Raw genomic sequence first — 25719 nt, 5'->3', positions numbered from 1 at the left:
GATGTTCACGACCTCTCCAACCAGCAAGGCATTCGGATTTTTAAGCTGCGGGTTGGCATCAATGATTTCCTTCAGGGTTACGCCCCATGCCTTCGACAGTTTCCAGAGGGAGTCCCCCTGCTTTACCGTATGCTTATGGATAATGGGTTGGCTGCCGCCTGGTACCGGAACAGGCTCTGTCGGTACTTTGATTTTGGCACCGACATCGAGCTTATTCGGATCCACCAGCTGTGGATTGGCATCGATGATTTTCGCTAATGGAACGTCGTATTTTTTGGACAGCTCATATAGGGTGTCGCCTTCCTTGACGATGTGTATCTTCACGCCGCTAAAACCTCCTACACTCTTCTAGGCGTCATGTTATTCGCCCGCTTTCGTTACTACATCCTATGCACGGAATGGGCGATTGACATCCCTCTGGGCAAAAAAAATCCTTTCATCGACATGAAAGGATGGTTTAAGTCGTTTATTTAGCTGTCCTAAAACGTTAGGATTCCCATACTTTATAACCGTCTTGATCCACAATTTTGCGGAATTCCTCGAGCAGTTGAAGCGTAATTGGACCAGCCTGCCCTTTTCCGATCATCCGTCCGTCAATTTCACGAGCGGCGATGACCTCAGCGGCGGTTCCTGTAAAAAACACTTCGTCTGCAATATATACGTCATGCATGCTGAAAGGCTCTTCCTTCAATTTGATGCCGAGTTTATCGCATAAATCGATAATCGCCTGGCGCGTAATGCCTTCAAGCGCACCAAGGTAGCACGGAGGCGTTGTGACCACGCCGTTTTTCACGATGAAAATATTGTCACCTGAGCCTTCCGTCACATATCCTTGTGCGTTCATCATGATCGCTTCATCCGCTCCCGCAAAGTTGGATTGGATCTTCACAAGAATGTTGTTCAAATAGTTCAGAGACTTGATTTTCGGATTGAGCGCATCCGGAATGTTGCGGCGCTGGGCTACGGATACGGCCTTCAAACCGTTAAGATAAGCTTCTTCGGAGTATATCGCCAGCTGTTCCACAATGATCAACACCGTTGGTTTAGGGCAGCGACGCGGGTCCAGACCCAGATTGCCTGCACCTCGGGATACTACGATACGGATGTACCCGTTTCGCATATCGTTGCGCCGAATCGTCTCGGCCATAGCCTCCAGCAGCTCATCATATGCCAATGGGATGACTAAATCGATGGACTTGGCGGAATCGTACAGCCGATCCAAGTGTTCCTTGCACTTAAAGATGTTGCCGTTATATATCCGAATCCCTTCGAATATGCCGTCTCCGTACAGGAATCCATGATCAAAAACGGATACTTTTGCATTCTCTTTTGTGACGAATTCTCCATCCAGATAGATCCATTGCTCTGACATTTACTTAACCTCCATTTTCTCACTCTCGTACGCATAGCCCGGATAAGTACCCAGCACACGAACCACACATCCCAGCGCTTCAATTTCTCCCATGGCGGCGACCAACAGAACCGAATCTGCTGCAGCCATGACATCGATGTAAAAATAGTAATTACCCAGCTTCTTCTTCGTCGGACGGGATTCAATCCGCGACAGATTCAGGCGCCGCCAAGCAAACGCCGAAAGCACCTGATGCAGCGCTCCCGGCACATCCTCTGGGAGGGTCACGAGAATGCTGGTCTTGATATGCTCCGGCGAACGGTTGACTAAAATCGGCTCGCGTCCGATTAATACAAACCGGGTGTAATTATTATCATGGTCGGTAATACGCTCGGCAAGCACGTTTAATCCGTGAGTGGCAGCGCCTAGTGTAGTGCCGATCGCCGCCCATCCCTGGCCGGGATTTTCCTTTACGATTTTAACCCCTTCCGAGGTGCTGCCTACTTGCTCCAACTCAGCCTGTGGCGCGGCCTTCGCGAGGAACTGACGGCACTGGGCCGTTGCTACTTGGTGAGACCAAATTTTTGTGATTTTACTGTAATCCATCGTACCGTCATTGGACTGGAACTCGGCAGCATTTCCGATCAGGTTCTGAATGGAAGGATAAACCCACTCCACCTGCATCGGCAGATCCACCTCATTGACCAACCAATCCATATGAAGGCTCACGGAACCTTCGATGGTATTCTCAATCGGGATTACGCTGTAATCGCTTTTTCCTTCTACTGTAGACATAAATACATCAGAGATCAGTTTATGGTGGACAAATTCCACCGGCTCACCGTTAAGGAGATAAAGTATCGCTTCATGAGATACCGATCCTGAGGGCAACAAGGCTATTTTTTTCATGCGGTAACTTCCCCTCTAATCATATCCAAAAAGGATCTATTGTTGATATCTTCCAAGAGCTGGACGCCTTCGGCAACTGGATTCAACGGGTAGCACGAAGCCGAAATTCCTTCCGCCTTCATCGTCTGCACTAAATACCCGCTCAATTCTTCTACCCGCGAATCGTTCCGATCCACCAACGCAATCATCGTCGGGCCCGCTCCGCTTAGCGCAATCCCCAGCGCTCCGTGGCTTGTCGCTTCGGCCAAAATTTTGCTCATCCCTGGCACAAGCGGTACCCGATAAGGCTGATGAATCCGGTCTTGCATTGCGGCAGATATCAAGTCCAGTCTGCCTGCAGAAAGAGCCGCGGTCATCAAGGAGGACCGACTAATATTATACACAGCATCCGCTAAACTGACCTGGGCGGGCAGCGCTTCTCTTGCTTTGGATGTTGCCAATTCGAAATCGGGAATAACAACGAGCGTGCCGAGGTCTGCTGGAGGTTCAATACGTATATAATCCGCATGAGCTCCGTCCCATACAGCCGTAATAATCCCTCCAAATAATGAAGCTCCTACATTATCCGGGTGCTTCTCAAGATTCGTCGCCATATCAAAAAGCTTGGAATCCGGCAGGGGTGAACCGATCAGCGCATTGGCAGCCGCCAGCGCCCCTACAATCGCCGAAGCACTGCTGCCAAGACCGCGGGTAAGCGGAATTTCGGAATACATGGAAATCTCAAGATCGGGAACAGCCTGTCCCGCCTCTTCAAAAACCATCTGAGCCACCTTATAGATCAGGTTGCTCTTATCGGTCGGCAGACCGCCCATCTCATCACCATGAAGATGGAATACGGTCCGCTCCGACGCCTTCATCTCGATCCAGGAATACATAGACAATGCCATGCCGAGTGTATCGAATCCGGGTCCCAAATTAGCCGTACTGGCCGGTACCTTCACCCGGACACCTTGGGACAAACTCATACCCGTGCAGCTCCTTCAAGCTTAGCAATAGCATCCATTACGGCTGATTCCGTATCTGATACGACGAGCGGTTCGGCGTTCACGGTAGAAATGGCGATATTCGGATCCTTGAGCCCATGCCCTGTCAGCACACAGACTACGGACTCTCCACCTTTAAAATATCCTTCGCGCTTCATTTTATAAACGCCTGCGATGGAGGCAGCCGATCCTGGCTCGGCAAAAATGCCCTCACGCGATGCGATTTTGCGGTATGCTTCCAAAATCTCTTCGTCCGTAACATAGTTAATCTGTCCGCCGGATTCCTCAGCGGCCTCAACCGCGGTTTTCCAGCTGGCCGGGTTCCCGATACGGATGGCAGTCGCTACCGTTTCCGGATTTGCAATAGGCTCTCCCTTCACGATGGCCATCGCTCCTTCCGCTTCAAATCCAAGCATTCTTGGCAGAGAGGACGATTTGCCCGCAGCATGGTATTCTTTAAATCCTTTCCAGTAAGCGGAGATGTTCCCCGCATTGCCAACCGGAATGGCCAGCACGTCCGGCGCTTTCCCTAACTGGTCAACGACTTCGAATGCAGCCGTCTTCTGGCCTTCGATTCGATAAGGATTCACGGAGTTTACAAGCGCAATCGGATGCTTCGCCGTAATCTCACGCACAATTTCCAGCGCGCGGTCAAAATTGCCTTCAATCGCAATGACCTTCGCTCCGTAAATCATCGCTTGGGCGAGCTTGCCCAGCGCAATATTGTTGTTCGGAATGATTACGATACAATTCAATCCGCCACGAGCGGCATAAGCAGCAGCTGCTGCAGACGTATTGCCCGTTGAAGCGCACATGATGGTGCGGCTTCCCTCTTCCATCGCTTTCGCTACGGCCATCACCATCCCGCGGTCTTTGAATGAACCCGTAGGATTCAGCCCTTCAAATTTGAAATGCAGATCAATTCCAAGCTCTTCGGATAGATTCACAGCTTTGATCAAAGGGGTGTTCCCTTCCTTTAGCGTTAGAAGCGGAGTACGCTCATTCACCGGCAAATATTCTCTGTAGGTTTGAAACAATCCTTCATACGGCATCTCTCTTGTTCTCCTTTTCTTAAGAAAAAATTATATAGGGTTATTTAATGAGTTCTAATCCTTTATCCTTCAACACGGTAAACACTTTTAATCCGGCGAATGACTTCCAGGCCTTCAAAATGATTCAACACTTCATCCATATTGGCTTTGCTCGCATTGTGGGTGACAATGATAATCTCTGCGTCCGGATTATGCTCGTTCGGCTGCTGGACAACGGATTCCAGGCTGACGTTATATTCAGCGAACACCTGGGTAATTTGGGCAAGTACACCTGCTTTATCGTCGACATGAAGCAAAATGAAGTTCTTATACATGATCTGCTCGTCGGTTTTCAGTTTCTTCGGTTTGTAAGGAACGATGGCTTTGAGACCGTTGACGCCGAGCTTCAGATTCTTGATAACGGCAACCAGGTCTGCCACAACGGATGTAGCGGTTGGCATCTCACCAGCGCCGGCTCCGTAAAACATCGTTTCGCCTACAGCTTCCCCGTATACATAAACCGCGTTAAATACCCCATTCACGGCTGCGATAGGATGTCCCTTCCGAACCATCGTAGGCTGAACCGTGATGCTGAACTCATCGTCCTGACGCTCCGCGATACCCAGAAGTTTCATCTCATAACCCAAACGCTTCGCATAAGCGATATCTTCTTTGGTCACTTGCGAGATTCCCTTAACGGTTACATCCTGGAGCTCGACGTTCGTGCGGAAGCCAAGTGTGCCGAGAATCGCCATCTTGCGCGCCGCGTCCAATCCTTCAACATCGGAGGTCGGGTCAGCTTCTGCATAACCCAGTTCCTGAGCTTCGGCCAGGACATCTTCATACGATGCGCCTTCTTGACTCATCTTGCTCAGAATGAAATTGGTTGTACCGTTCACGATCCCCATAATTTTCATGATACGATCCGAGGAGAAGCCTTCAATCAGCGTGCGGATAATGGGAATACCGCCAGCAACACTTGCCTCGTAGAACACGTCGCACTGCTTCTCTTGCGCCTTGGCCAATATTTCGGCACCGTGGAGAGCCATCAGATCCTTATTCGCGGTAACGATATGCTTGCCGCGCTCAAGCGCTTCGAGAATATAGGTTTTCGTCTGCTCGATCCCGCCCATCACTTCAACGATGACATCAATCTCGGGATCGCGGATGACCGCCCATGGATCTTCCGTCAGTTTATTCTGATCCACATTGACACTGCGGTACTTCTCCAAATGTTTGACAGCGATACGTTCTATCGTAATCGGCGAACCGACCTGGCTGCTCAAATCCTCCTGGTGTCCCTCTACGATGCGGACAACCCCTGTTCCTACGGTTCCTAATCCCAAAAGCCCTACTTTGACCGGTTTCATTAATACATTACCTCCTGTATCCCATCACATAGATATCTATTTAATTCGTCATAACTTAACCTTGGCCTATCATCTGCACTCTTCTTACTCCAGCTATTCGCCTCAATCCGTCAAGCAGGTCATCCAGCTCCTCATTCAGCCGGGAAACTTCGACGGAAATCACGACATTGGCGATTCCCTGCAGCGGAATACTCTGATGAATGGTTAGCACATTCCCGCCTTCACCCGCTACCAGCCCCAGCACTTCGGATAGCATCCCCGAGCGATGTTCCATATCGATAGAAATCGTTACGATTTCATCACGTTCCAGTTGATTGATGGGATGGATTCCATCCTTGTACTTATAAAAAGCGCTTCGGCTAAGCCCAACCTGTTCAACGGCTTCATGAACCGTTCTAACGTCTCCCGATGCCAGCAATTTTTTTACTTGCATCGTCTTAACCACAGCCTCGGGAAGGATGTCTTCCCGGACCAAATAGTAGCGTTCCTTCACAAACGTCCTCTCCTCAAAGACTACTGTATTCGTATAGTGGACATTATACTGGATATACCATGTAAGGGCAATACATAAGTGTCCAGTTTTTTGGTTAACCCGATATTTATATGTCAACTCTATAGCCTATACTATATCGCAATTCAAACCGGAACACATCGATATTCACGTCAAAATTGTAAATGATGCGCAAAAAAAAGCAGTCTCCGGTATGCGGAGACTGCCGATAAAACAACCATGCTTTCGATTTGAGTTCAAACGGTCCGCGTGAAATCTAAGCAACAATGATCGTGCCGCAGTACTCGCACTCTTTTTCCTCTTGGTGTGAAATCACGGTTCTTGCACCACAGCCTGAACATTCCACAGACTTCGATCCAATATCCTGCTGAATCTCGGCTGACTTTACTGACTCTCTATGCAGTGAAGTGATCATCAGCACACCATTCTCAATCTTCCCGTAAGGGAGCATCCGCTCCTTGATCATATAGTTCAAATCACGGACCACATGGGATGGAGTTTGATTCGCTGCAATCGCAATATGATCGATGTAAATCAGACGCCGCTGCAAGACGGCCTCTGCATAAATTCTCAACAGCTTTCGGAATTTCTTGTCTGCCAGGTCAGCAGCAACAAGCAGCAGCAGGCCAGGGACTAATAGGCACAATGCCATTGCTAAATTGTCGTTTAAGAACTCCTCACTGGTTTCGCTCGCCAGTAAAAAGATCACAGAAGTCATAATATACGAACCGAACAATACCCATCCCATCAGCCTTGCATTTCTGCCCCTGTAACTGTGATGTTGTTGTGTAGGCAAAATACGAAATCCAGCAATGATCAACGCTAATGGAAAAAACACATACGTCAAGCCAATAATAAAATAATCGAATTTTGAAAATTGCGATTTAAAGGGCTTTATTGGAATGCTCATACCACGATCTCCTCAATTTTGTTAATCGGACGCATAACTAGGGTTAAGCCACAATCACCGAACCGCAATACTCACATTCTTTTTTCTCCAAGTGCGTTACGACCGACCTTGCCCCGCAGCCCGGGCATTCCACAGACTTCGGCCCTGGATTGGGCTCCGCTTCGTTTCGGGTTATTGCCGCTGGTTCAGCCGCAACTTGACCTAGTGAATACTGCACTCGCTGTCCGCTGCGTGAAACAAATTCTCCTTGGAATGAAGACTGGGATCTCCTCTGCAAGGAGGGGATGATGACAACTCCATTGTCCAGCTTTCCATTAGGCAGCATACGCCGTTCAAACATGAACGTGATATCTCGGACGGCATGGGCCGGCTTTTGCCTTGCCTCTCGAGCGATATGATCAATTTGGTCGAGCCCTCTTTGCATAATGGCATTCGAATAAAATTGCAACAAACGGTTGAATTTCTTATCTTCTTTCTTGCCAATCAACAGCATGATGATGGCTGGAACCAGTATAATAACGCCCCATACGATGGAAGCCGAATAGAGGCCGTCGACATCTTTATCTTCAATCGTCGCGAGGATCATAAGCAATTCAATGATTCCATAGGTTATGACCAGAACCCACCCGAAGAGCCGGTTGTTTCTTCCCTTACAGTGGTTATGGCGATGGGTGACAAGCACCCGAACAGCCGCCAGCACAATGGCCAGCGGAAAAAACAGTACCGCCAGCGCAATAATGAAATAATCCATGGTCGTGAACTTCTGTTTAAAGCGCTTCAGTTCAGACGCTCCCATATTCTATCCCCTCTATCATCTGCATTAGGTCGATCCCGCTTTTGCCTTCAGAAGTTCGGTGTTACGATCCTGTACCGTTCTCAGGATATCGCGGATGATGTGAACGGTTTGCTCTGCCAGCTCATCGCGTTGTTCTGCTTGCGTCTCTCCGATCAGCGCCACTTGGTCCTCCAACAATGCGATTTTTTGCTGGATCATATGCTCCACTTCATATAAAGAGGTATGCGTGATAGGATCGCTATAACGAAGCGTTTCTTCCAGCTCGGCCATCTGCCGGTCTAACGAATGAATGTTCTCTCCTGGCATCTCACCTAGTTTTCTTCGGATTCCCCCGATCCAGGCCACCGTCTCTTTCTGAACCGCCAGATGATCACTTTCCTTTCGTTCATGAGCTCCTGCATATTTTCCCGTCAGAGCTATCAGTCCCAAAACCACCGAGAACCCCAGTAAGGTTATAAGATGAATCATAAAATAAGAAGATTCAGGCAGCTTAAATAAATATCCCAGCAGAATGACCTCCAGCAAAACGGAAATGGCATAGACTCCTATAATGACGCCTGAAGCAATATAAAAAGGAGCTCCTGGCGAACCCGCTTTGCGCCGGTGGACAACTAAACCGATAAAGACGAGAATGGCCGCCTCGGCGCATCCGAGAGCGATGCCCGATATCCAAGCATTCAGCTGAACGATCCCTCCGATCAATCCGAACAGAAGGATGGTTAAGACCGGAAGCACCGCGGCAGCCAGCCATAATCCATTTCGACTTGTGGTTCTTGTACTCACTCTATTCCCTCACTTTCACTTCACATCAATTTATGTCCGCACTCCATGCAAAACTTCTGGCCTGGTTTGATCTCATGATGACATCCAGGACATGTTAGCGCATGGCTTGACCCGCAGTGCGGGCAAAACTTGGCTTTTGCATCCACCAGTTCACCGCATGTCCTGCAAGGCATAGGAAGCGCTGCACCGCAATCCGGACATTCGACGGCACCGGCCGGGTGGTCATGGCCACATTCAGGGCATGCATGGTACGGGTCACCGCAGTGAAGACAAAACTTGGCATTGGGAGGCAGTGGCTGTCCGCAATCGTTGCATCGAACGGTGCTCGCCAGTTCCTCCTCAGCCTGCACCTGAAGCGATTGTCCGCATCCCGAACAGAATCGCGCCTCTTCTGCGCTCAGTGTTCCGCACTGGGTACACGCTTTCTGTTTGGTATGGAGCTCGTTCTTTCCTGGATCCTTTGAGTCCTCAAACATTTTCCCCACGGTCTCATACATCGGACCAACCATCCCAAGTCCCATGCCCAATCCGGTTCCCATGACCGCTGCCGGGCTGCCTTGATTCTTTGCCGCCCCCTCCAGCGTATTAAAGGTTCTTTCTTGATGATAGGTATATCCGATGATGTCCATCTCCGCTTTCTTTGCCAACGCTTCCTTGATTCGAACAGCTGCCGGGTCATTCTCCGGGATGTTGATGGAGTCCACATAGAAATTCAGCAGGGTGATCCCCATTTCTTCAAATGAAGGCGCAATCGCTTCCATGATATGCTTCGATATTTCCGCTATGTAAGCATTGATCTCCACAACGCTGATTTTTTTGCGAACGATATAGGAGGATATGATTTCCGTAATATTGGACATCAGTACGCCGCGATAATATTTAATCAGTGTGCTTTGGTCAAAAGCCGGCAGTGTGCCAACCAGGGTCCCCAGAAACTTTCGCGGATCGCTGATCTGTACGCCGAATTGGCCAAAAGACCGGACCGATACGATAATATTGTATTTTGGATCTTGCAGCTGGATCGGCGAGCTGGTCCCCCATTTCACGTCCAGTGAACGAAGTTTGTTCACAAACCAGACTTCTGCCGTAAAGGGAGACTTCCCGCCGAATGGAAGATTGATCACATTGGATAATATCGGTATATTCGCCGTACTCAGTGTATGCCGCCCAGCCGCGAAGGAGTCCAGGGCTTGACCACCCTTATACAGGATGGCCTCCTGTGTCTCATGAACAATAAGTTGGGTCCATGTACCTAACTCCTGATTCGGATAACGCCAGGCAAACACATCCGGCGGTCCTTCGTATTTTACAACTTCAATAATAGCCATAGTTCTACTCTCCTTTATACACCGTTCCTTCCATCCTGATAGTCTATGGAAAAGGACTATTGTACTACCATTGTATACGATTTACCCGATATGTGGATGCAAAATTTGGAAACCTAAGTGGAAAATGATATCTCTGAACAACTTCCTAACCGTTGCCATAAAACACAGAGCATGTTTACGTGATATCCGGGACACAACTTCCTCCATAAAAAAAATACCGCCAAGCCTGCTGTTAAACAGACCTTGCGGTATTTTCTTACGAACGTATTTTTTGCGCATTAATAGTAGCTGCTGCCTTCAACAAATTCAAATTCGAAATCACCAATTCGTACAATGGTGCCTTCTGTCGCGCCCCGTTTCCGAAGTTCTTCATCGACGCCCATATGGCGCATCGTTCTTGCAAGCTTCAGAATGGCATCATGCGAATTCATCTGCATCCGTTTCAGCATCCGCTCAATTCGCTCGCTATGCACAACATACATCTCATTATCCCTAGTAACGGTGAAGGAGTTGTCGTTCTGCGCTTTGAATTTATAAACCTTGCGCTCGGAAACCTCGGATACTTCTTCAATGGCCGGCTCGTCCGGAATGCTCTCCAGCACATCGATCGTGCGGTAAAGAAGTTCCTGAATACCCTGACGGGTCAGCGAGGAGATTGGCATGACCTCGATGTCCGGACGAATCTCTTTCAGCTTCTCTTTGAAGGCCGCTAGATACTCTTCGGCCTCCGGCATGTCCATTTTATTAGCGGCTACGATTTGCGGCCGTTCGACCAGAACCGGGTTGTAGAGCCTGATTTCATCATTGATTTTTTCCCAGTCCTCAAACGGATCCCTTCCTTCCGTGCCTGCCATATCCACGACATGGACAATGACGCGTGTTCTTTCCACGTGCCGGAGGAATTCATGACCAAGTCCCACGCCTTCATGAGCACCCTCAATCAGACCAGGCAGGTCAGCCATAACAAAATTGCGACCGTCTCCAACCTCAACAACTCCCAAATTCGGCGTTATGGTCGTAAAGTGGTATGCGCCGATCTTTGGCTGAGCCGCAGATACAACGGACAACAAGGTTGATTTGCCTACACTCGGGAACCCGACGAGACCTACATCAGCCATCACTTTAAGTTCCATGGTTACGTAACGCTCTTCGCCTTCCTCGCCGTTCTCGGCAAGCTCAGGCGCCGGATTGTTCGGGGTAGCAAAGCGGATATTTCCTCGCCCTCCACGGCCTCCTCTGGCAACAACAACCTGTTGACCGTGTCGGGTCAAATCGCCAATCACCTCACCGGTATCGTCATCCGTTAAGATGGTACCCGGCGGGATACGGACAATCATGCTATCCGCATTGGCCCCATGCTGACTTTTATTGCGGCCTTTTTCCCCGCGCTTGGCCTTAAAATGCTTCTGGTAACGGAAATCCATCAACGTGCGCAGTCCTTCGTCCACCCGGAAAATCACGTCGCCGCCCTTACCGCCGTCTCCGCCGGCAGGTCCGCCTTCAGGAACGTATTTCTCTCGACGGAACGCAATGAGACCATCGCCGCCGTCTCCGCCTTTTACATATACTTTTGCCTTATCTACAAACATGAAATCACCTTCCTCAAGTCACAAACGGCAAATACAAACGATACGAGGTCTCCCCCGGCTCCGTTTGTTCTACCCGAATGCCTTCGCCTTTTACGGATTGTTCAATCTGAAGCTTCAAGCTGTCCGGGTCTCCAAAGGATCCTTCTCCTTGTGCCCATACCATCAGCTCTTGTTCTTGCTGCATAAATGTTAATGTTAATTGCCGGGTATCCCCCCAAGACGCTTTTCCGCTTAATTGAAAAGCTCTCACCGTTTGAATGATAGCTTCGGTAAAAGACTCCGCCGTTTGTGGCGATACTTTGTCTTCCAGTTGCACCTGGTCCACAACTTCAACGTCGAGCTGCAGATTATTGCTGTACGTACGGTATGAATGTAAATAAAAAACCAGCGAAGGAATGCCCAGCTTAGAGATTCTGCTTTCCGTCGCCATCCTGTCCTTTATTCTTTCCACAGAACCCACTGTTTTATCAAGCTTTCCAAGTTGAATGTAGCCGTACAAAATTTGAAGCTCATTCATCCAATCATGACGATGGTGATTCAGCATCTGAATCGCCGTCTGCTCCACATTCCGAATGATGGCTTGCTGCCTGCGCTCCTCCGATTTTCGGACAAGCCAAGCCCCGCAGGCAGACGCAGCGACAGCCCAAACCGTTAACACTGCTCCTGCAGCCAAAGTCGGTTTCCATACCATCCATGCTACGGGTATTACGGAGGTTAACCCCGCCCCAGCTGCTATCCATTTCCAGGATTTCATCGCTTCTCCTCGTCTTTCAACAGCAATTGGTTACATTCACCAAATCCCAGTATATCATAGACCTTCAGGACGGTTCATCCCCTGGATGATGATCTTTGCGTTATTTACAAAAAAAGAAGCCCCGGCAACGATGCCGAAAGGCTTCTTCTGTATGCAGCATAAGAAACGATTAAGCTTCTACTGCAGCCGCTACTGGAGCGACATCAACCGGGTAGACGCTCACTTTCTTGCGATCACGACCCCAACGTTCAAATTTCACAACGCCGTCAACTTTCGCAAACAAAGTATCGTCTTTACCGATACCTACGTTCGTGCCTGGATGAATTTTCGTTCCGCGTTGGCGAACCAAGATGCTGCCGCCAGTCACTGCTTGACCGTCTGCACGTTTCACACCAAGACGTTTCGATTCGCTATCGCGACCGTTCTTTGTGGAACCTACACCTTTTTTCGATGCGAATAACTGAAGATCCAATTTCAACATGTTGTCTACCTCCTTCTTCAAGTAGTCAATTCCTGTATTCTTATATACTTGCCGTATGAATCGGCAATTCCCTGTAACATAACAACCATGGATTCGAGAAGCAGTTGAACTTGTCCCGAGACGGAGTCGTTTGCCGTCGGCGGAAGATTCGCACTAAGAAAGCCGCCCTTCATCTGGGTCTCCATAACAGTTCCGGTTAACGCTTCAATGGAATTGACCGTTCCCACTGTAATGCTGGAAACTCCAGCACATACAATATCTTCTCCAGGATTGGCATATCCCGCGTGCCCCATTACCTTAAAGCTATGGATCCGTCCATCTCCCCCGCGCAGTACTTGTACAGTAATCAATTACCGCACCTACTTACGCCTGGATTTTCTCGATGGTTACTTTAGTGTAAGGTTGACGATGACCTTGCTTCTTGTGGTAGTTCTTCTTCGGCTTGTATTTGTATACAACGACCTTACGGCCTTTACCGTGCTTCTCTACCTTTGCAGTTACAGTCGCACCGGAAACAACCGGCGTACCTGTTACCAACCCGTCCTCTTTGGATACGGCCAGTACACGGTCGAAAGTCACGCTCTCGCCGTCACCTGCAGTCAGCTTCTCGATGAACAATACGTCGCCCTCTTGAACTTTGTATTGTTTACCACCTGTTTCGATAATAGCGTACATTTGCTTGCACCTCCCTATGTCTCAGACTCGCCTAGTATAAGGTGTCCGTCCTAAAGCAGGAACGTCCTTGCTAACCCAACCGGAGCGGTTACAGCATGTGCAGCAAACCATCACTAGACACATACCTAATGATAATATCATAATCCATGTTCACCGTCAACATCATTGTTCGATAACAAAACCTCTGCCCCCGCAAGCCCCGCAAGGCTTGGCAAATGGGAGCGAAGAGCTTTCCCTGGCTTTTTTGCGGGTCATTTCCAGCAGTCCCAGCTTGGTCCAGCCCACCACAAAGCTTTTGGTGCGGTCCTTGCGCATTACAGCCTCCATGGCAGAAACAACCTGCTCCCGGTGCTCTTCACGATCCATATCGATGAAATCAACGATGATAATGCCTCCGATATCCCAGAGCCGCAAAATTCTTGCAATCTGCTTCGCCGCCAGAAGATTCGTCTTCAGCACCGTTTCCTCGAAATTATCGCCACCGATATATTTGGCTGTGTTGACATCCATGATGGTCATGGCTTCCGTCTGATCAACAACGATGGTCACACCTTCCGGAAGCGTGATTTTCCTTGCAAAGCCGGCTCTCATCTGCTCGTCCAACCCATAAGCTTGAAAAATCGGACTTCCTTCCGAGTAATATGTAACCTTAGGCTCCATACCAGGGACGGTTTCCTTCAGATAGCTTTTGGTCTCCTCGCCTTTAAGCTTGCTGTCGATCACAAGTTCATCATGAAGCGGATCAAAGGCATCGCGGAGAAACCGCTGCAGCAGACCTAAATCGCGATGAAGCAGCGCCGGAGCAGAAGAAAGCTCGGCCTTGTCGAGAATTCGCGCCCACTCTTTTCGCAGATACTCAAGATCTCCCTTAAGGAATTCCAGAGGCTCGTCCTCTGATACCGTTCGGATAATGATCCCCTCTTCATCCGTGCGAAGCTGCTCGCCGATACTCTTCAGCCTTGCTCTCTCCGCATCACGTCCAATTTTCTTGGAGACGGCAACATAATCCGCAGTAGGCATGTACACCATGCATCTGCCAGGCAGCGAAAAATGGGTAGTGACCCGCGCCCCCTTGCCGCCTCTCGGTTCCTTCATCACCTGCACGATCAATTCCTGGCCTACCGTTAGCAGCTCCGAAATGGAAGGCTTCTGCTTGGGCTGCTTCTCTAAATGAGGATGGAGCACATCATCAATATATAAAAATGCATTCTTTTTCAGCCCGATATCTACAAAAGCCGCCTGCATCCCCGGCAGCACATTTACGACCCTGCCCTTATAAAAACTGCCGACTACGCTTTGCTCACAACTCCGCTCAACGGCGAATTCTGCTAACCTCCCATCTTCGATGAGGGCCATCTGAATGGTCTCATGTTCACAATGAACTATCATTTGCCTCATGGCTTCACCCCTCAAATGGAAGACGATATTCTATTTTTTATCCTAACACAATCTCAGATGAGTTGAATGGATAAAGAATCATGGCCCGCCCTGCGTCTTCCTCATGGTGTTTACGATTTACGCATACCAGGGCGGACCATTTGATGCAAAATAAGAAGAAATCACATGCTGCTCCGGAACGACGGCAAGCAGGCTGCCTCGTCCGCTCATAACATAAATCAGATGATACTTCTCTCGTTTAAATAGACGCATAATATCATCCAAAGGTTTCGAAGAATCTGCAACGATTGGCTGCGCAGGACCGAGTCCATCCAAATTTCGTTCATAAATCTCGCTCCGATTGACCAAAAATCTTAAAAACCGGTAATGCACATTCCGATAGTCTTCAAAATTGGAATACGCTAAAAACAGGCCGATCATCAGCACATTTAAACGAATACCGCCGCCGGAAAATAACGGCTGTAAGCCATATCCGATCATGATCAGGCTGCACAAAATACCAGCGCGGGAAGCCCACAACAAGGTCGCATGATATGGGGCGAGCAAGCTGATGACGGCTTGCAGCACTTTGCCGCCATCCAGCGGAAGAATCGGGAGAAGGTTAAACAGCGCGATGATGAGATTCCCCTGAATGATATAAGACAACAGCTGCTCGTCTCCCCATCCCGCCCATCTGCACATCAGGGTAATTCCAATCATGATGACATTTTGCAGCGGACCCGCAAGCGCAATGATGATTTCCTTCATTGCAGTCATCCTGCCGTCATCTTCTATGACAGCAACGCCGCCGAACGGCAGCATCTGAATGGCTCGTACCTTGAACCCCATCGCTGCCGCTGCGGCGGCGTGTCCCAATTCATGAATAAACACGATAATAAACAGGGTCAGCAATTCCAAAAAGCGACCGGTGAATACGGAGGCCAGCATGACAATAACAAAGAGAGGATGCAGCGACAATACCGTTCCCTTAAACTTAATCAAACGGAATCACTTCCGCCGGATCGATACCTCGATCCCCCTCTTTCAGTTCGAAATAAAGGGAGGGCGGGCTGCCTGCGCCTGAAGACGCCAATGTGCCAACAATATCTCCACCTTGAACCCAATCGTTTACCTTAAGTCCCGTTTCTGCCAATCTGCTGTATATCGCCGTTCTCTCTCCTGTATGCTGTATGAGAATGGTGATCCCATTCTCAGGATGTTCTTTAACCTCAAGCACGCGTCCGGTCTCTATACTCTTAACCGCCCTGTCTGCTAAAGAACCCCCTCCGGCTTCCAAAACGATGCCTTTCAGATCCACGGCAAAGGATTGGACCACCTTTCCGGAAAGCGGAGGAACTAAAGAAGTCCCGGCATTCACCTTCGTCGAGTGCTCGTCGGTTTGTCCAAAAATCGGAATGAAGGAAGGCGCGCTTCCAAAATGCTCCTCGTACCATACCTGGGCTGCCTGAAAATCCATCTCATGGCTCAGTCCCTCAACGATAAAAGCTTGCGTACGAAGAGCCCACGGGTGCTGAAACGAAAATACCCCCCATGCCAATCCAAACACCAGCGCACTGACGATGATACGGCGCACTAAGCCCGACAGAAACGAAGCCTTTCTTGGCGGTTCCCCTGGATCACCCGGATCCAGCTCACCATACCAACCGCGGTGCCCTTGCTTCCAAAGCCGCTCGGGATCCGGTTCACTCTCTGCAAGAAGCGGGGATGGGTTCGCCCTGTGATCCTGTATAAAGCCTGTCTTGTGAAGATTGGGATGGGCAGGCTTTTTCTCGGGAACGGGCCCCCATGACGACTTATCTTGCGGCGCCGGTGACGCTCCTTCCAGCAGCTCGCGAATGCGGGCTTCTCTTCGGTTCTTAACTGAAGTTTTGATGTCCATTGTTCTTTCCCCCTTGGGGCTTGTTTTCTTACTCTATCCTATGAGGAGATGAAAGATATTTAGAACAAGCCCTATTGAAGAGGCGAACAGAACAAAAAAACCGATGCCTCCCGGCACCGGTTCGTGTTAAAGTCTTTAACCCATTCCAAAAAACTTTTTGAATTTGGTAAACATTCCTTTTTTCTGATGGATTTGCATCAGAGGAACGGTATCACCCAGGATACGCCGGGCGATGTTTCTATAGGCGATGGCTGCCTGAGAGTCCGGATTCATCACCGTAGGCTCCCCGATATTGGCCGCTTTAATGACCATTTCATCATCGGGGACGATCCCGATCAGATCAATATTCAGCACCTGCAGCACATCTTCAATCTCCAGCATGTCGCCGGATTTCACCATGTTCGGGCGAATCCGGTTTACAACAAGCTTCGGAGACTCTACATGAGAGCTCTCCAGCAAGCCGATAATCCGATCCGCATCCCGCACGGCCGCATTCTCGGGCGTTGTAACCACAATCGCTTTATCTGCGCCGGCAATGGCATTCTTAAATCCTTGCTCGATTCCAGCCGGACAATCGATAATGACGTATTCGAATTCCTTTTTCAATTCAAGTACGATATCTTTCACCTGCTCTGGAGAAACGGCATTCTTGTCTTTGGTCTGGGCTGCAGGAAGCATATACAGCTCATCGAAGCGCTTGTCCTTGATCAGCGCCTGGTTAAGTCGGCATCGCCCTTCTGCAACGTCGCACAAATCGTATATAATCCGGTTTTCCAGGCCCATCACGACATCCAAATTACGAAGACCGATGTCCGTATCAACCAGACACACTTTTTTTCCGAGCAGTGCCAGAGCTGTGCCGATGTTCGCCGATGTCGTCGTTTTACCGACTCCGCCTTTACCTGAAGTTACGACGATTGCCTCTCCCATGTTCTACACCCCTTTAAACACATTAAAATCCCGACCCAAACGTGAGATGTTGCTGATCTTATCGATCTCCATGCTACCGTCCTTCAAATACGCAAATTCCATGACCGTTTCCCGCGTCTCCCATTCATCCGGCGGTCTGCTGATCATCTGGGAGATACGGAGCTGGGTAGGGGCAAAATACGAAGCCGCTATAATCGCTTCCTCGTTGCCCTCTACACCGGCATGCGCGGTTCCGCGCAGAGCTCCCAATATGTAGATATCACCGGTGCACGTTATGGTTCCGCCGGGATTCACATCCCCGAGGAACAAGAGATCGCCGTCATGATGCAGCACCTGTCCGGAACGCACCATCCCTGTCTTAAGCGTAAGCTTCTCCTCTGGTATGAGCTCCGACTCAAACGGCGGTGATTCCACATTACGTATCAACAGATTGCCCTTTTGCTTCAATATGTCAAGAATCGTCTGCTTCTCTTCTTCGGAAATTTTCCGGGAACCCAGCTTCACATCCACATGAATGATAGGTCCGGTCAAAATATTCTGATGACTGTGCTCCAGCTTATAGCGCAGCTCGCCGAGCAGCTCCTCCAGCTCACACTGGTCATCAAGCAGGAATACCAGGCCATCTTTGATGCCCTTAATCGTCACATGATTGGATTTTACAGCCATAAGCCTGTCCCTCCCATCCCTATACATTTCGCGCTCAAACCTTCAAGTTCCTGCTAGTCTAGTAAAATGTCATAATGGAGGGTTCAGGATGCCTTCCTTCTCTGATTCTTCGTAACCAACTCAATCTGCTTGCGAAGAGGAACGTAAATCGCCAGAGCAAAGGCAAAATGAACAAGGAGATTGGGTAGCATATGATGAAGCAGTGACCAATTATAAGAAGTCGGATTGAGTCGAAACACCTTATATATGCCAAAAAGCGTACTGTCAAACAACAGGCTCCCCAGAATGACAATGGTCATCATCATGGGCAGCGGCGCCCGCGGGGACTTGAATACAAGTCCCACCAGATATGCGGATACGCCCATAGCGAACGAATAAGTGCCAATCATCTCGCCGTAATACACGATATCGTGAAGCATGCCGAATATGAGTCCGAGTACCAGCCCCGTGTGGCGATGATAATAAATCGATACAAAAAACAAGCAAACCAACACAAAATTAGGATAAATCTGAAGCTGCAGCGAGCTTGGCGTTAACCAGAAAACCACCGTGCCCTGCAGAATAAACAGCACGAACAGCAGCAGGACGAGAATTTGTTTACGCGCCATCATTTCGGCTCCTCAGGGGTAAAGACGATGATCAGATATTTCCAGTCATCAAACTTGGCCGCCGGTTCGATCGTAGCCGTTCTGCTTTGACCGTATTGGCTCGTCTGAACGCTTATGACTTCACCTATGATCATACCTTGTGGAATAACTCCTCCGGCACCGGATGAAATGATCTTATCTTTTTCCTTAATCGGATCATCTTCCGAAATTCGCGTCATGAGCAGCGTGTTGGTCTTCTCATCATAGCTCTCAACCACGCCAAACGTTTTATCCTCTTTCCCGATCGCCGTTACCGAAATCGGCTGTGGATTCGGATCCTGAGCGTCCATCGTTGTCAACAGCTTCACCGTTGAGGTGAAATTGCTGACGTTGCTAATAATGCCGACCATGCCGTCCACTGTCGTGACCGACATGTTGGGACGAACCCCATCGCGCTCTCCCAGATCGACGACAAGTGTCCGATTATTGGGGTCCGAATTAACACTTAGCACCTGGGCAGTACGGTATTCATATTTATAACGATTTTTCTGGTTCTCTGTAAAACCTTGTAATTCTTGAAGCTTCTCGTAATTAGCTTTCATCGTGTTGTAATTCGCACTCTCTCGAGAATATTGAGCCACGGCTCTCCGCAGCTCCTCATTCTCTTCATAGATTGCCTTCATGTTCCGCACATCTTCAAAGAAACCCGCTATATAGGCAGCGGGCTTATAAAACACACTTTGCACAAAACCGACCGTATCCTTGACGAATTTTTCAGGCCAAGATAAAGAAGCTCTCGGGCCGAGCGTAAACCCCATAATAGCGATAAACGCTACCAGCCCGATGAGCATAATAAACAAACGCTTATTGCCTAGCAGCTTAAACAGTTGCAACACCCTCTAACTTACTGTTTTCTCTCCCAACATTAGGGGTTTACACTTCTATTCGGTTTCTACCGTTTAGAACGGACGGCAGAGCTGCTCCGGGATTTAAACAGGTGAATGTTCTCGAGCGCTTTACCTGTACCAATGGCTACGCAATCCAGCGGATTCTCTGCAACGATCACCGGCATGCCGGTCTCTTCGGCGAGCAGCTTGTCCAGGTTGCGAAGCAATGCGCCGCCTCCCGTAAGCACGATGCCCCGGTCCATAATATCCGCAGCAAGCTCCGGAGGACATTTCTCAAGCGTAACCTTTACCGCTTCAACAATCGCATTAATGGTATCTGCCAACGCTTCGCTAATCTCATCCGAAGTAATGGTGATCGTCTTCGGCAGCCCCGTCACCAAGTCACGGCCGCGAATTTCCATCGTTTCCACGGTCTCCAGCGGCATGGCGGAACCGACTTCCATCTTAAGCAGCTCGGATGTGCGCTCACCGATCATCAAGTTATATTGACGTTTGATATAGGAGATAATAGACTCATCCATCTCATCGCCTGCAACGCGTACAGAGCGGCTGGTTACAATACCGCCAAGCGAAATGACCGCAACCTCGGTCGTACCTCCGCCGATGTCAACGACCATGCTGCCCGTAGGTTCCCACACAGGCAAATCGGCACCGATTGCAGCTGCAAAAGGCTCCTCGATCGTGTAAGCTTCGCGTGCTCCCGCTTGCTTGGTAGCATCTTCCACCGCACGCTGCTCTACCGCCGTAATGCCGGAAGGCACGCATACCATCACGTTCGGATGACGGGGGAATATGGAACGCTGCTTCTGTGCTTGACGAATAAAGTATTTAATCATCGTAGCCGTTGTATCAAAATCAGCGATGACGCCGTCCTTCATCGGACGAATGGCACGAATGTTGCCTGGTGTGCGTCCAATCATTTTCTTAGCCGATTCACCAACGGCTTCAATGCTCTTCGTATCTGTACGCAGAGCAACCACGGAAGGCTCTCTTACGACAATTCCTTTCCCACGAACATAAACCAGCGTATTTGCCGTCCCCAAATCGATTCCCAAATCTTTCGTAAAACCACCTAACATGATGTATCTCCCTTTCTTCGTCAATCTGAACTATTATATTACATCAAGCCCCGTTCCTTCAAACTTACAAACGATCCGTCCCCAATGATCAGATGATCCAGTACGTCGATCCCGACAATCTGTCCTGCCTCCACTAAGCGTGCAGTCAGCGATATGTCTTCCGGGCTGGGCGTCGGATCTCCGCTAGGATGGTTGTGCGCGCACACCAGGGATGCACTGCTGCATTTGATGGCCGCTCTGAACACCTCGCGGGGATGAACGATGGAAGCATTAAGGCTTCCCATCGATAACGTTTCCTGGGCAATGACATGATTTTTCGTATTTAAAAATACACAGACAAAATGCTCTTTCTGTAAATAGCGCATCTGTTCACTGAGCAGTTCTGCCGCGTCATGCGGACTGCGAATAATAACCGGCTCTACATGTCTCGATGCGGCCAAGCGCCGTCCAAGCTCGATGCCAGCCTTCAACTGAACAGCCTTAGCGGTTCCAATTCCTTTGATTTGCGTAATTTCCTCAATGCTAAGATCAACGAGCTGCCGGATGCCGCCTGCTTCCCCCAGCAGCCGCTGGGCTATATGTACGGCAGATTCCTGGCGGGTTCCGGTCCGAAGCAATATCGCCAGCAATTCTGCATGGCTTAAAGCGCTCGCCCCATATTGCATCATGCGCTCTCTTGGTCGTTCATCATGGGGGATGTCGCGCAGCAATAGCGTTGGCGACTCCATATATTCCCCTCTTTTCTAAGATTTAAATCAGCAGGTATCCGAAACCTCAGGATTCCCTACATTTCGGATACCGTTGTTCTATATCTATGAATCGGTGAGTACATCCATCCCCATTTCAGACAGCATGTCGGACAGCAGAGAAAGCGGCAGGCCGACAACGTTAAAATAGTCGCCTTCGATTCCTTCCACGATGGTTGCACCCAAGCCTTGAATCGCATACGAGCCCGCTTTGTCAGCAGGTTCCCCGCTCTTTACATAAGCCGCGATCGCGTCATCACTTAACGATTTCATCTTTACGGTTGTCACACGATGAGCGACCTTGGTACGACCAGATTCCCGGTCGACACAAGCCACGCCCGTGTACACGAGGTGAGCCCGTCCTTGAAGCATGGACAACATCCTTGCCGCGTCAGCATGATCCTCCGGTTTCCCGAGGACAAGATCATCGACAACTACAATCGTGTCGCTTCCCACAATGATACCATCTCCCGGATCATCCGTCAGCTTTCGGAGAACCGCTTCCGCTTTACGTAGTGCCAGTGACTCCACAATTCGCTCTGGCGACCACCCATGCGGGGTGTCCTCGTCAGCTTCACTAGGCATAATCTCAAATGGGATACGAAGGGAGGCAATCAATTCCTGACGCCGAGGAGAGGTGGAGGCCAATATGATACGGCGGTTTCTCTTCTCATTCAAGGGGGATAATCTCCTTTGTCATGTCTTAGAGCCTGCGGTATAACCAAAGCGCTGCTATAATGCCAAGCAGACTGAGCAGGCAAAAGTTAAGTTCAAGGTTAATGTCATAACGAATAATGTCAAAATCAGCGCTAGGCGACCACTTAATCGGTGTAGTTGACGTTAAAAACGACAAAGCCTTAACAGGTTGAAGCGCCTTGGCCAGCCAAGTTCCCGTCAGCCACCCCAGCAGCAAAAACAAGATGAGCATTCCTTTGTTTTTCTTCATGCATCCTCTTCCCTCGCCATATTTTGACACCCTAATTATTATACGGTGAATCGATAAGCAATACAAACAGAAATCCGGCAGGGGGAACTATTTCCAGTTCCGAGCCGGATTTGACGTAAATTTGAATTTATAGGCCGTCCAGGAGTTTCTTTTGGCCCATGACATAGTTCATCATGCCCGTTTGAATCTCCCACAAATGCCCCTTGGATTGGTTTTTGTTATATTCGGAGAGCGCCGTGATCGAACTGTTCATGGATTGCTCCATCGCCGGCAGTACTGCCCCGGTCTCCGGACCCAAACCGGCGGACAGCAGCTTCATCGATTGGATCCACTGCTGGTGCAGATTTGTGATTGCAGTCATACTCTCTGACGCCACCGCGCCCGCCTCCTGCTGCCCCAGCAGCGATGCCGATAGCGTACTCAACTCCGACACAAGCTCCCCGCTTATCGTGAAATAGTCCGTCAGCGTCTGCTCCTCGCCCGCAAAGGCAGCTGACTCTATATTAGGCAGCGCGATTTCTCTCACGTATAATTCGACGCCTTCGGCTTTAAGCTGATTGCTGAGCAGCTTGGCCTGCTCGCGGTCTGGTGATACGCCGGCGTACACCCGGTTCTCCTCATCCAAATCTCCCCCAGCCGCAATACCGGACTGCAGCAGCTCCCCTTTCGCCTGCTCTGCCCGTTCCGGCGTGCTGAATACACCGTACTGAAGCATATAAAAAATTTGACCCGGAACGTGTACTGCCGATTCAGTTGAACCGGGTGCGAGTGATGCCCCCGTTCCCCCGGAAGAGTCAGCCGGTGCTTGATTAACTGCGTCATTGCTTCCAAGCTGCCCCGATGCAGGGTCTTCACCTGCATTACCGCCGTTAAACATGGACAGCACCATATACCCAAACAGCAAACCCGTCACAACAGCCGCGGTCACGGATACAGCCATTTTCCAGAAGGAGGTAGGCTTGCGCGAGCGATAATAACCGTAATCATCGGCAGGTGACTCATATAGATCCTTCTCGGGCCCGAGATTCCAATTCGAATCGTTTGCGCCGGAGCCCACACTTCCGGAATACGCGTCATCATGAAGATCGTAAAGATCCTCAACCTCACGCATATCGTCATATGTATCGGCAGGATCAGGCCCGTCACCGAACGACCCGCCCTCAACATGATCCAGACGTCTTCTTTCCTCAGCTAATCGCCCCCTGGATTGGGTATGACGCGATGTTCTCCAATCTTGTCCGTTCACATCCCGAGTGTCCTCCTCCCGGAGCGGCGGAACAACGCGCAGATGATCATGCTGCATGCTGCTCCTATGTTCAAACGAATTGCCCGCATCGGTAAACCGATCAGTCGTTGAGTCAAACTCGTCGAATACAAGATGACGGTCATCAACTTGATCATTGCGCCTTGCGGGAACTTTCTGATACGAATCCCGTTCCTCACGCATATGATCCTTATGACTATCTTTTGGCGGATCGTGATCGAAGCGAATCGTCATTCGTGCTTTATTCATATCCACACACCTCACTTGTCCTTCTACACCTAGCTATATGATCAAGCTTGGCAACTTATGAGTGTGCGAAAAACAAAACAAACAGGCTGATCAAGAAAGTATCTTGATCAGCCTGTATTCTACTTATCGATCCGCTGCTTTGCCTCCGTTCGAAGACAAAAGCCCATGCAATCCCCTGCTGCATCGAAGCAGCAAAGCATGCTTGCAATCCATTTACTTCTTGCCTTTAATAGACTCCGCTAAAGCAGCGCCGACCTTCCAAATATCGCCCGCACCCATCGTCAGAACCAGATCGCCTTCTTTTACGCGACCTTTGAGATCGCTCAGGACATCTTCTTTGGTAGGCAAATAGCGGGCACCGGCATTGCTGTTCTGGACAATCAGCTCCACCAGCTTACCGGAACTGATACCCTCGATCTGCTTCTCGCCGGCAGGAGAATAAATATCGGTAATGATCACCTCGTCCGCTTCCCCGAATGCGCGGCTAAACGCATCCAGAAGGAAAAAGGTCCTCGAATACCGCTGCGGCTGGAATACGGCAATAATCCGTTTGCCTGTAGCTTTGGCGGCACTGATCGTAGCCTCGATCTCCGTCGGATGATGCGCATAGTCGTCAATCACCAGAATGCCTTCAGCTTCGCCCAGCACCTGGAAGCGGCGCTTAGCTCCGTTGAACTTGACGATGGCCTCTACAATCGCTTCGAACGAGATTCCGCCTTTCAAGCAGCAAATCACCGTAGCCATGGCGTTGTAGACATTGTGTTTACCCGGTACGGACAATTCCACGGTACCCAGCTCCATGCCGTTATGAAGCATCGTGAAGCTGACGTGACGGTCGCCGAGCACCAGATTCGTTGCCGTATACTCTGCATCCGCATGAATGCCGTATGTGGTCACATTGCATTTTAGGTCAGGCAAAATCGCCTGAATGTTGTTATCGTCCGCGCAAACTACGGCCGTACCGTCTGCCTTGATTTGGCTGAGGAATTGTACATATGCTGCCTTGAGACGATTGAAATCCCCTTCGTAATTCTCCAGGTGATCGGCCTCAATATTCAGAACAACGCCGAGCCAAGGGTGGTACTGAAGGAATGAACCGTCACTCTCGTCCGCTTCGGCCACCACGTGCTCGCCTTCACCAGCTTTGGCATTCGTGCCAACGTTCATGATTTCCCCGCCGATGATAAACGTCGGATCGACGCCGCATTCTTCCATTACGAGCGCAATCATCGATGAAGTGGTTGTCTTACCATGCGCACCCGCTACGGCAACCCCTTTGCGTTCGTTCAGAAGACGCGCCAGCATCTGCGCACGGTGAAGGACAGGAATGTTCAGCTTCTCTGCCTCGACCCGCTCCACGTTGTCTTGGGACAATGCCGTCGAGTAAACCACAAGGTCCGCGCCCTGGACTTGCTCGGCGGTATGTCCAATGTATATTTTGGCGCCCTTGGCCGCCAGCTTTTCTGTCAATTCTTGCGATGCCACGTCAGAACCCGTGACTTTATAACCCATCTCCAGCATAACTCTTGCAATGGCGCTCATCCCGTAGCCGCCAATTCCTATAAAATGAACATGTTCCGATGTATTCAACAGATA

Annotated in this window: 29 protein-coding genes (1 of these 29 only partly in view); all 29 read right to left on the bottom strand. The window is 49.8% G+C overall.

From position 1 onward, the window contains the following. On the bottom strand, positions 1 to 324 hold the beginning of the coding sequence (locus MKX98_RS08290) for a LysM peptidoglycan-binding domain-containing protein (protein WP_339222540.1). 1413 nt of this gene lie to the left of the window's left edge; 324 of the gene's 1737 nt are visible here — the first part of the coding sequence; its start codon is at positions 322 to 324; the stop codon falls past the left edge of the window. A 163-nt stretch (positions 325 to 487) separates the two neighbouring features. Next, positions 488 to 1372, bottom strand: coding sequence for a branched-chain-amino-acid transaminase (gene ilvE / locus MKX98_RS08285; RefSeq protein ID WP_071223394.1), 885 nt, complete (start codon positions 1370 to 1372; stop codon positions 488 to 490). Then, positions 1373 to 2260, bottom strand: coding sequence for a prephenate dehydratase (gene pheA / locus MKX98_RS08280; RefSeq protein ID WP_194541493.1), 888 nt, complete (start codon positions 2258 to 2260; stop codon positions 1373 to 1375). Beyond that, positions 2257 to 3225: a homoserine kinase gene (gene thrB / locus MKX98_RS08275; RefSeq protein ID WP_339222537.1), complete on the bottom strand. Its 969-nt coding sequence runs from the start codon at positions 3223 to 3225 to the stop codon at positions 2257 to 2259. Before thrB ends, pheA begins: the two co-directional genes overlap by 4 nt. Further along, positions 3222 to 4295, bottom strand: coding sequence for a threonine synthase (gene thrC / locus MKX98_RS08270; protein ID WP_339222535.1), 1074 nt, complete (start codon positions 4293 to 4295; stop codon positions 3222 to 3224). The genes thrB and thrC overlap by 4 nt, the downstream gene beginning before the upstream one ends. A 62-nt stretch (positions 4296 to 4357) precedes the next feature. Next, positions 4358 to 5644 carry a homoserine dehydrogenase gene (locus MKX98_RS08265; protein ID WP_194541490.1) on the bottom strand — a complete coding sequence of 429 codons (1287 nt, stop codon included), beginning with the start codon at positions 5642 to 5644 and terminating at the stop codon, positions 4358 to 4360. Positions 5645 to 5699: 55 nt separating this feature from the next. Then, positions 5700 to 6137, bottom strand: a complete 438-nt coding sequence (locus MKX98_RS08260) for an ACT domain-containing protein (protein ID WP_009594028.1) — start codon at positions 6135 to 6137, stop codon at positions 5700 to 5702. Between the two features lie 274 nt (positions 6138 to 6411). Beyond that, positions 6412 to 7065 (bottom strand): hypothetical protein, encoded by a 654-nt coding sequence (locus tag MKX98_RS08255; RefSeq protein ID WP_194541489.1) that lies wholly within the window; start codon positions 7063 to 7065, stop codon positions 6412 to 6414. A 43-nt stretch (positions 7066 to 7108) separates the two neighbouring features. Next, positions 7109 to 7861, bottom strand: a complete 753-nt coding sequence (locus MKX98_RS08250) for a hypothetical protein (protein WP_339222532.1) — start codon at positions 7859 to 7861, stop codon at positions 7109 to 7111. 24 nt (positions 7862 to 7885) lie between these two features. After that, a complete protein-coding gene (locus MKX98_RS08245) occupies positions 7886 to 8644 on the bottom strand; it encodes a hypothetical protein (RefSeq protein WP_339222531.1) in 759 nt (252 codons plus the stop codon). A 20-nt stretch (positions 8645 to 8664) separates the two neighbouring features. After that, positions 8665 to 9972 carry an SPFH domain-containing protein gene (locus MKX98_RS08240; protein ID WP_339222529.1) on the bottom strand — a complete coding sequence of 436 codons (1308 nt, stop codon included), beginning with the start codon at positions 9970 to 9972 and terminating at the stop codon, positions 8665 to 8667. 278 nt (positions 9973 to 10250) lie between these two features. Then, on the bottom strand, positions 10251 to 11561 hold the full coding sequence (obgE, locus tag MKX98_RS08235) for a GTPase ObgE (RefSeq protein WP_071223403.1): 1311 nt from the start codon (positions 11559 to 11561) through the stop codon (positions 10251 to 10253). A 13-nt stretch (positions 11562 to 11574) separates the two neighbouring features. After that, on the bottom strand, positions 11575 to 12315 hold the full coding sequence (locus tag MKX98_RS08230; protein WP_233354790.1) for a Spo0B domain-containing protein: 741 nt from the start codon (positions 12313 to 12315) through the stop codon (positions 11575 to 11577). A 169-nt stretch (positions 12316 to 12484) separates the two neighbouring features. Next, positions 12485 to 12796, bottom strand: a complete 312-nt coding sequence (rpmA, locus tag MKX98_RS08225; RefSeq protein ID WP_015734021.1) for a 50S ribosomal protein L27 — start codon at positions 12794 to 12796, stop codon at positions 12485 to 12487. 17 nt (positions 12797 to 12813) lie between these two features. Next, entirely contained in the window at positions 12814 to 13146 is a 333-nt protein-coding gene (locus MKX98_RS08220) for a ribosomal-processing cysteine protease Prp (RefSeq protein WP_339222525.1), read from the bottom strand. A 13-nt stretch (positions 13147 to 13159) separates the two neighbouring features. Beyond that, a complete protein-coding gene (gene rplU, locus MKX98_RS08215; protein WP_113061207.1) occupies positions 13160 to 13471 on the bottom strand; it encodes a 50S ribosomal protein L21 in 312 nt (103 codons plus the stop codon). Between the two features lie 162 nt (positions 13472 to 13633). Next, complete coding sequence (locus MKX98_RS08210; RefSeq protein WP_220686151.1) at positions 13634 to 14869, bottom strand: Rne/Rng family ribonuclease; 1236 nt, start codon at positions 14867 to 14869, stop codon at positions 13634 to 13636. 117 nt (positions 14870 to 14986) lie between these two features. Beyond that, positions 14987 to 15850 carry a M50 family metallopeptidase gene (locus MKX98_RS08205; RefSeq protein WP_216535365.1) on the bottom strand — a complete coding sequence of 288 codons (864 nt, stop codon included), beginning with the start codon at positions 15848 to 15850 and terminating at the stop codon, positions 14987 to 14989. Beyond that, positions 15843 to 16748, bottom strand: a complete 906-nt coding sequence (locus MKX98_RS08200; protein ID WP_339222522.1) for a M23 family metallopeptidase — start codon at positions 16746 to 16748, stop codon at positions 15843 to 15845. Before MKX98_RS08200 ends, MKX98_RS08205 begins: the two co-directional genes overlap by 8 nt. A 135-nt stretch (positions 16749 to 16883) precedes the next feature. Next, positions 16884 to 17678, bottom strand: a complete 795-nt coding sequence (gene minD, locus MKX98_RS08195) for a septum site-determining protein MinD (protein WP_009594006.1) — start codon at positions 17676 to 17678, stop codon at positions 16884 to 16886. 3 nt (positions 17679 to 17681) lie between these two features. Further along, positions 17682 to 18344 carry a septum site-determining protein MinC gene (locus MKX98_RS08190; protein WP_194541481.1) on the bottom strand — a complete coding sequence of 221 codons (663 nt, stop codon included), beginning with the start codon at positions 18342 to 18344 and terminating at the stop codon, positions 17682 to 17684. An 83-nt stretch (positions 18345 to 18427) separates the two neighbouring features. Continuing rightward, positions 18428 to 18955: a rod shape-determining protein MreD gene (gene mreD / locus MKX98_RS08185; protein WP_194541480.1), complete on the bottom strand. Its 528-nt coding sequence runs from the start codon at positions 18953 to 18955 to the stop codon at positions 18428 to 18430. Beyond that, positions 18952 to 19827, bottom strand: a complete 876-nt coding sequence (gene mreC, locus MKX98_RS08180; protein ID WP_194541479.1) for a rod shape-determining protein MreC — start codon at positions 19825 to 19827, stop codon at positions 18952 to 18954. Before mreC ends, mreD begins: the two co-directional genes overlap by 4 nt. Positions 19828 to 19883: 56 nt before the next feature. Continuing rightward, on the bottom strand, positions 19884 to 20918 hold the full coding sequence (locus tag MKX98_RS08175; protein WP_009593998.1) for a rod shape-determining protein: 1035 nt from the start codon (positions 20916 to 20918) through the stop codon (positions 19884 to 19886). Between the two features lie 38 nt (positions 20919 to 20956). Continuing rightward, entirely contained in the window at positions 20957 to 21646 is a 690-nt protein-coding gene (gene radC, locus MKX98_RS08170; RefSeq protein ID WP_009593994.1) for a DNA repair protein RadC, read from the bottom strand. A gap of 84 nt (positions 21647 to 21730) precedes the next feature. Further along, entirely contained in the window at positions 21731 to 22342 is a 612-nt protein-coding gene (locus MKX98_RS08165) for a Maf family protein (RefSeq protein ID WP_071223414.1), read from the bottom strand. Between the two features lie 25 nt (positions 22343 to 22367). Continuing rightward, positions 22368 to 22610 (bottom strand): DUF4321 domain-containing protein, encoded by a 243-nt coding sequence (locus MKX98_RS08160; protein WP_071223415.1) that lies wholly within the window; start codon positions 22608 to 22610, stop codon positions 22368 to 22370. Positions 22611 to 22737: 127 nt separating this feature from the next. Then, complete coding sequence (locus tag MKX98_RS08155) at positions 22738 to 24123, bottom strand: SPOR domain-containing protein (RefSeq protein ID WP_339222518.1); 1386 nt, start codon at positions 24121 to 24123, stop codon at positions 22738 to 22740. A gap of 213 nt (positions 24124 to 24336) precedes the next feature. Next, the gene (murC, locus tag MKX98_RS08150; RefSeq protein ID WP_071223416.1) at positions 24337 to 25713 is read right to left on the bottom strand and encodes a UDP-N-acetylmuramate--L-alanine ligase; all 1377 of its coding nucleotides are present in this window, start codon (positions 25711 to 25713) and stop codon (positions 24337 to 24339) included. Positions 25714 to 25719: the final 6 nt, after the last annotated feature.

The sequence above is a fragment of the Paenibacillus sp. FSL W7-1332 genome (assembly GCF_037969785.1).
In the GTDB taxonomy this organism is placed as follows: Bacteria; Bacillota; Bacilli; order Paenibacillales; family Paenibacillaceae; genus Paenibacillus_AQ.
This window is presented reverse-complemented; position numbering and strand designations above follow the sequence as displayed.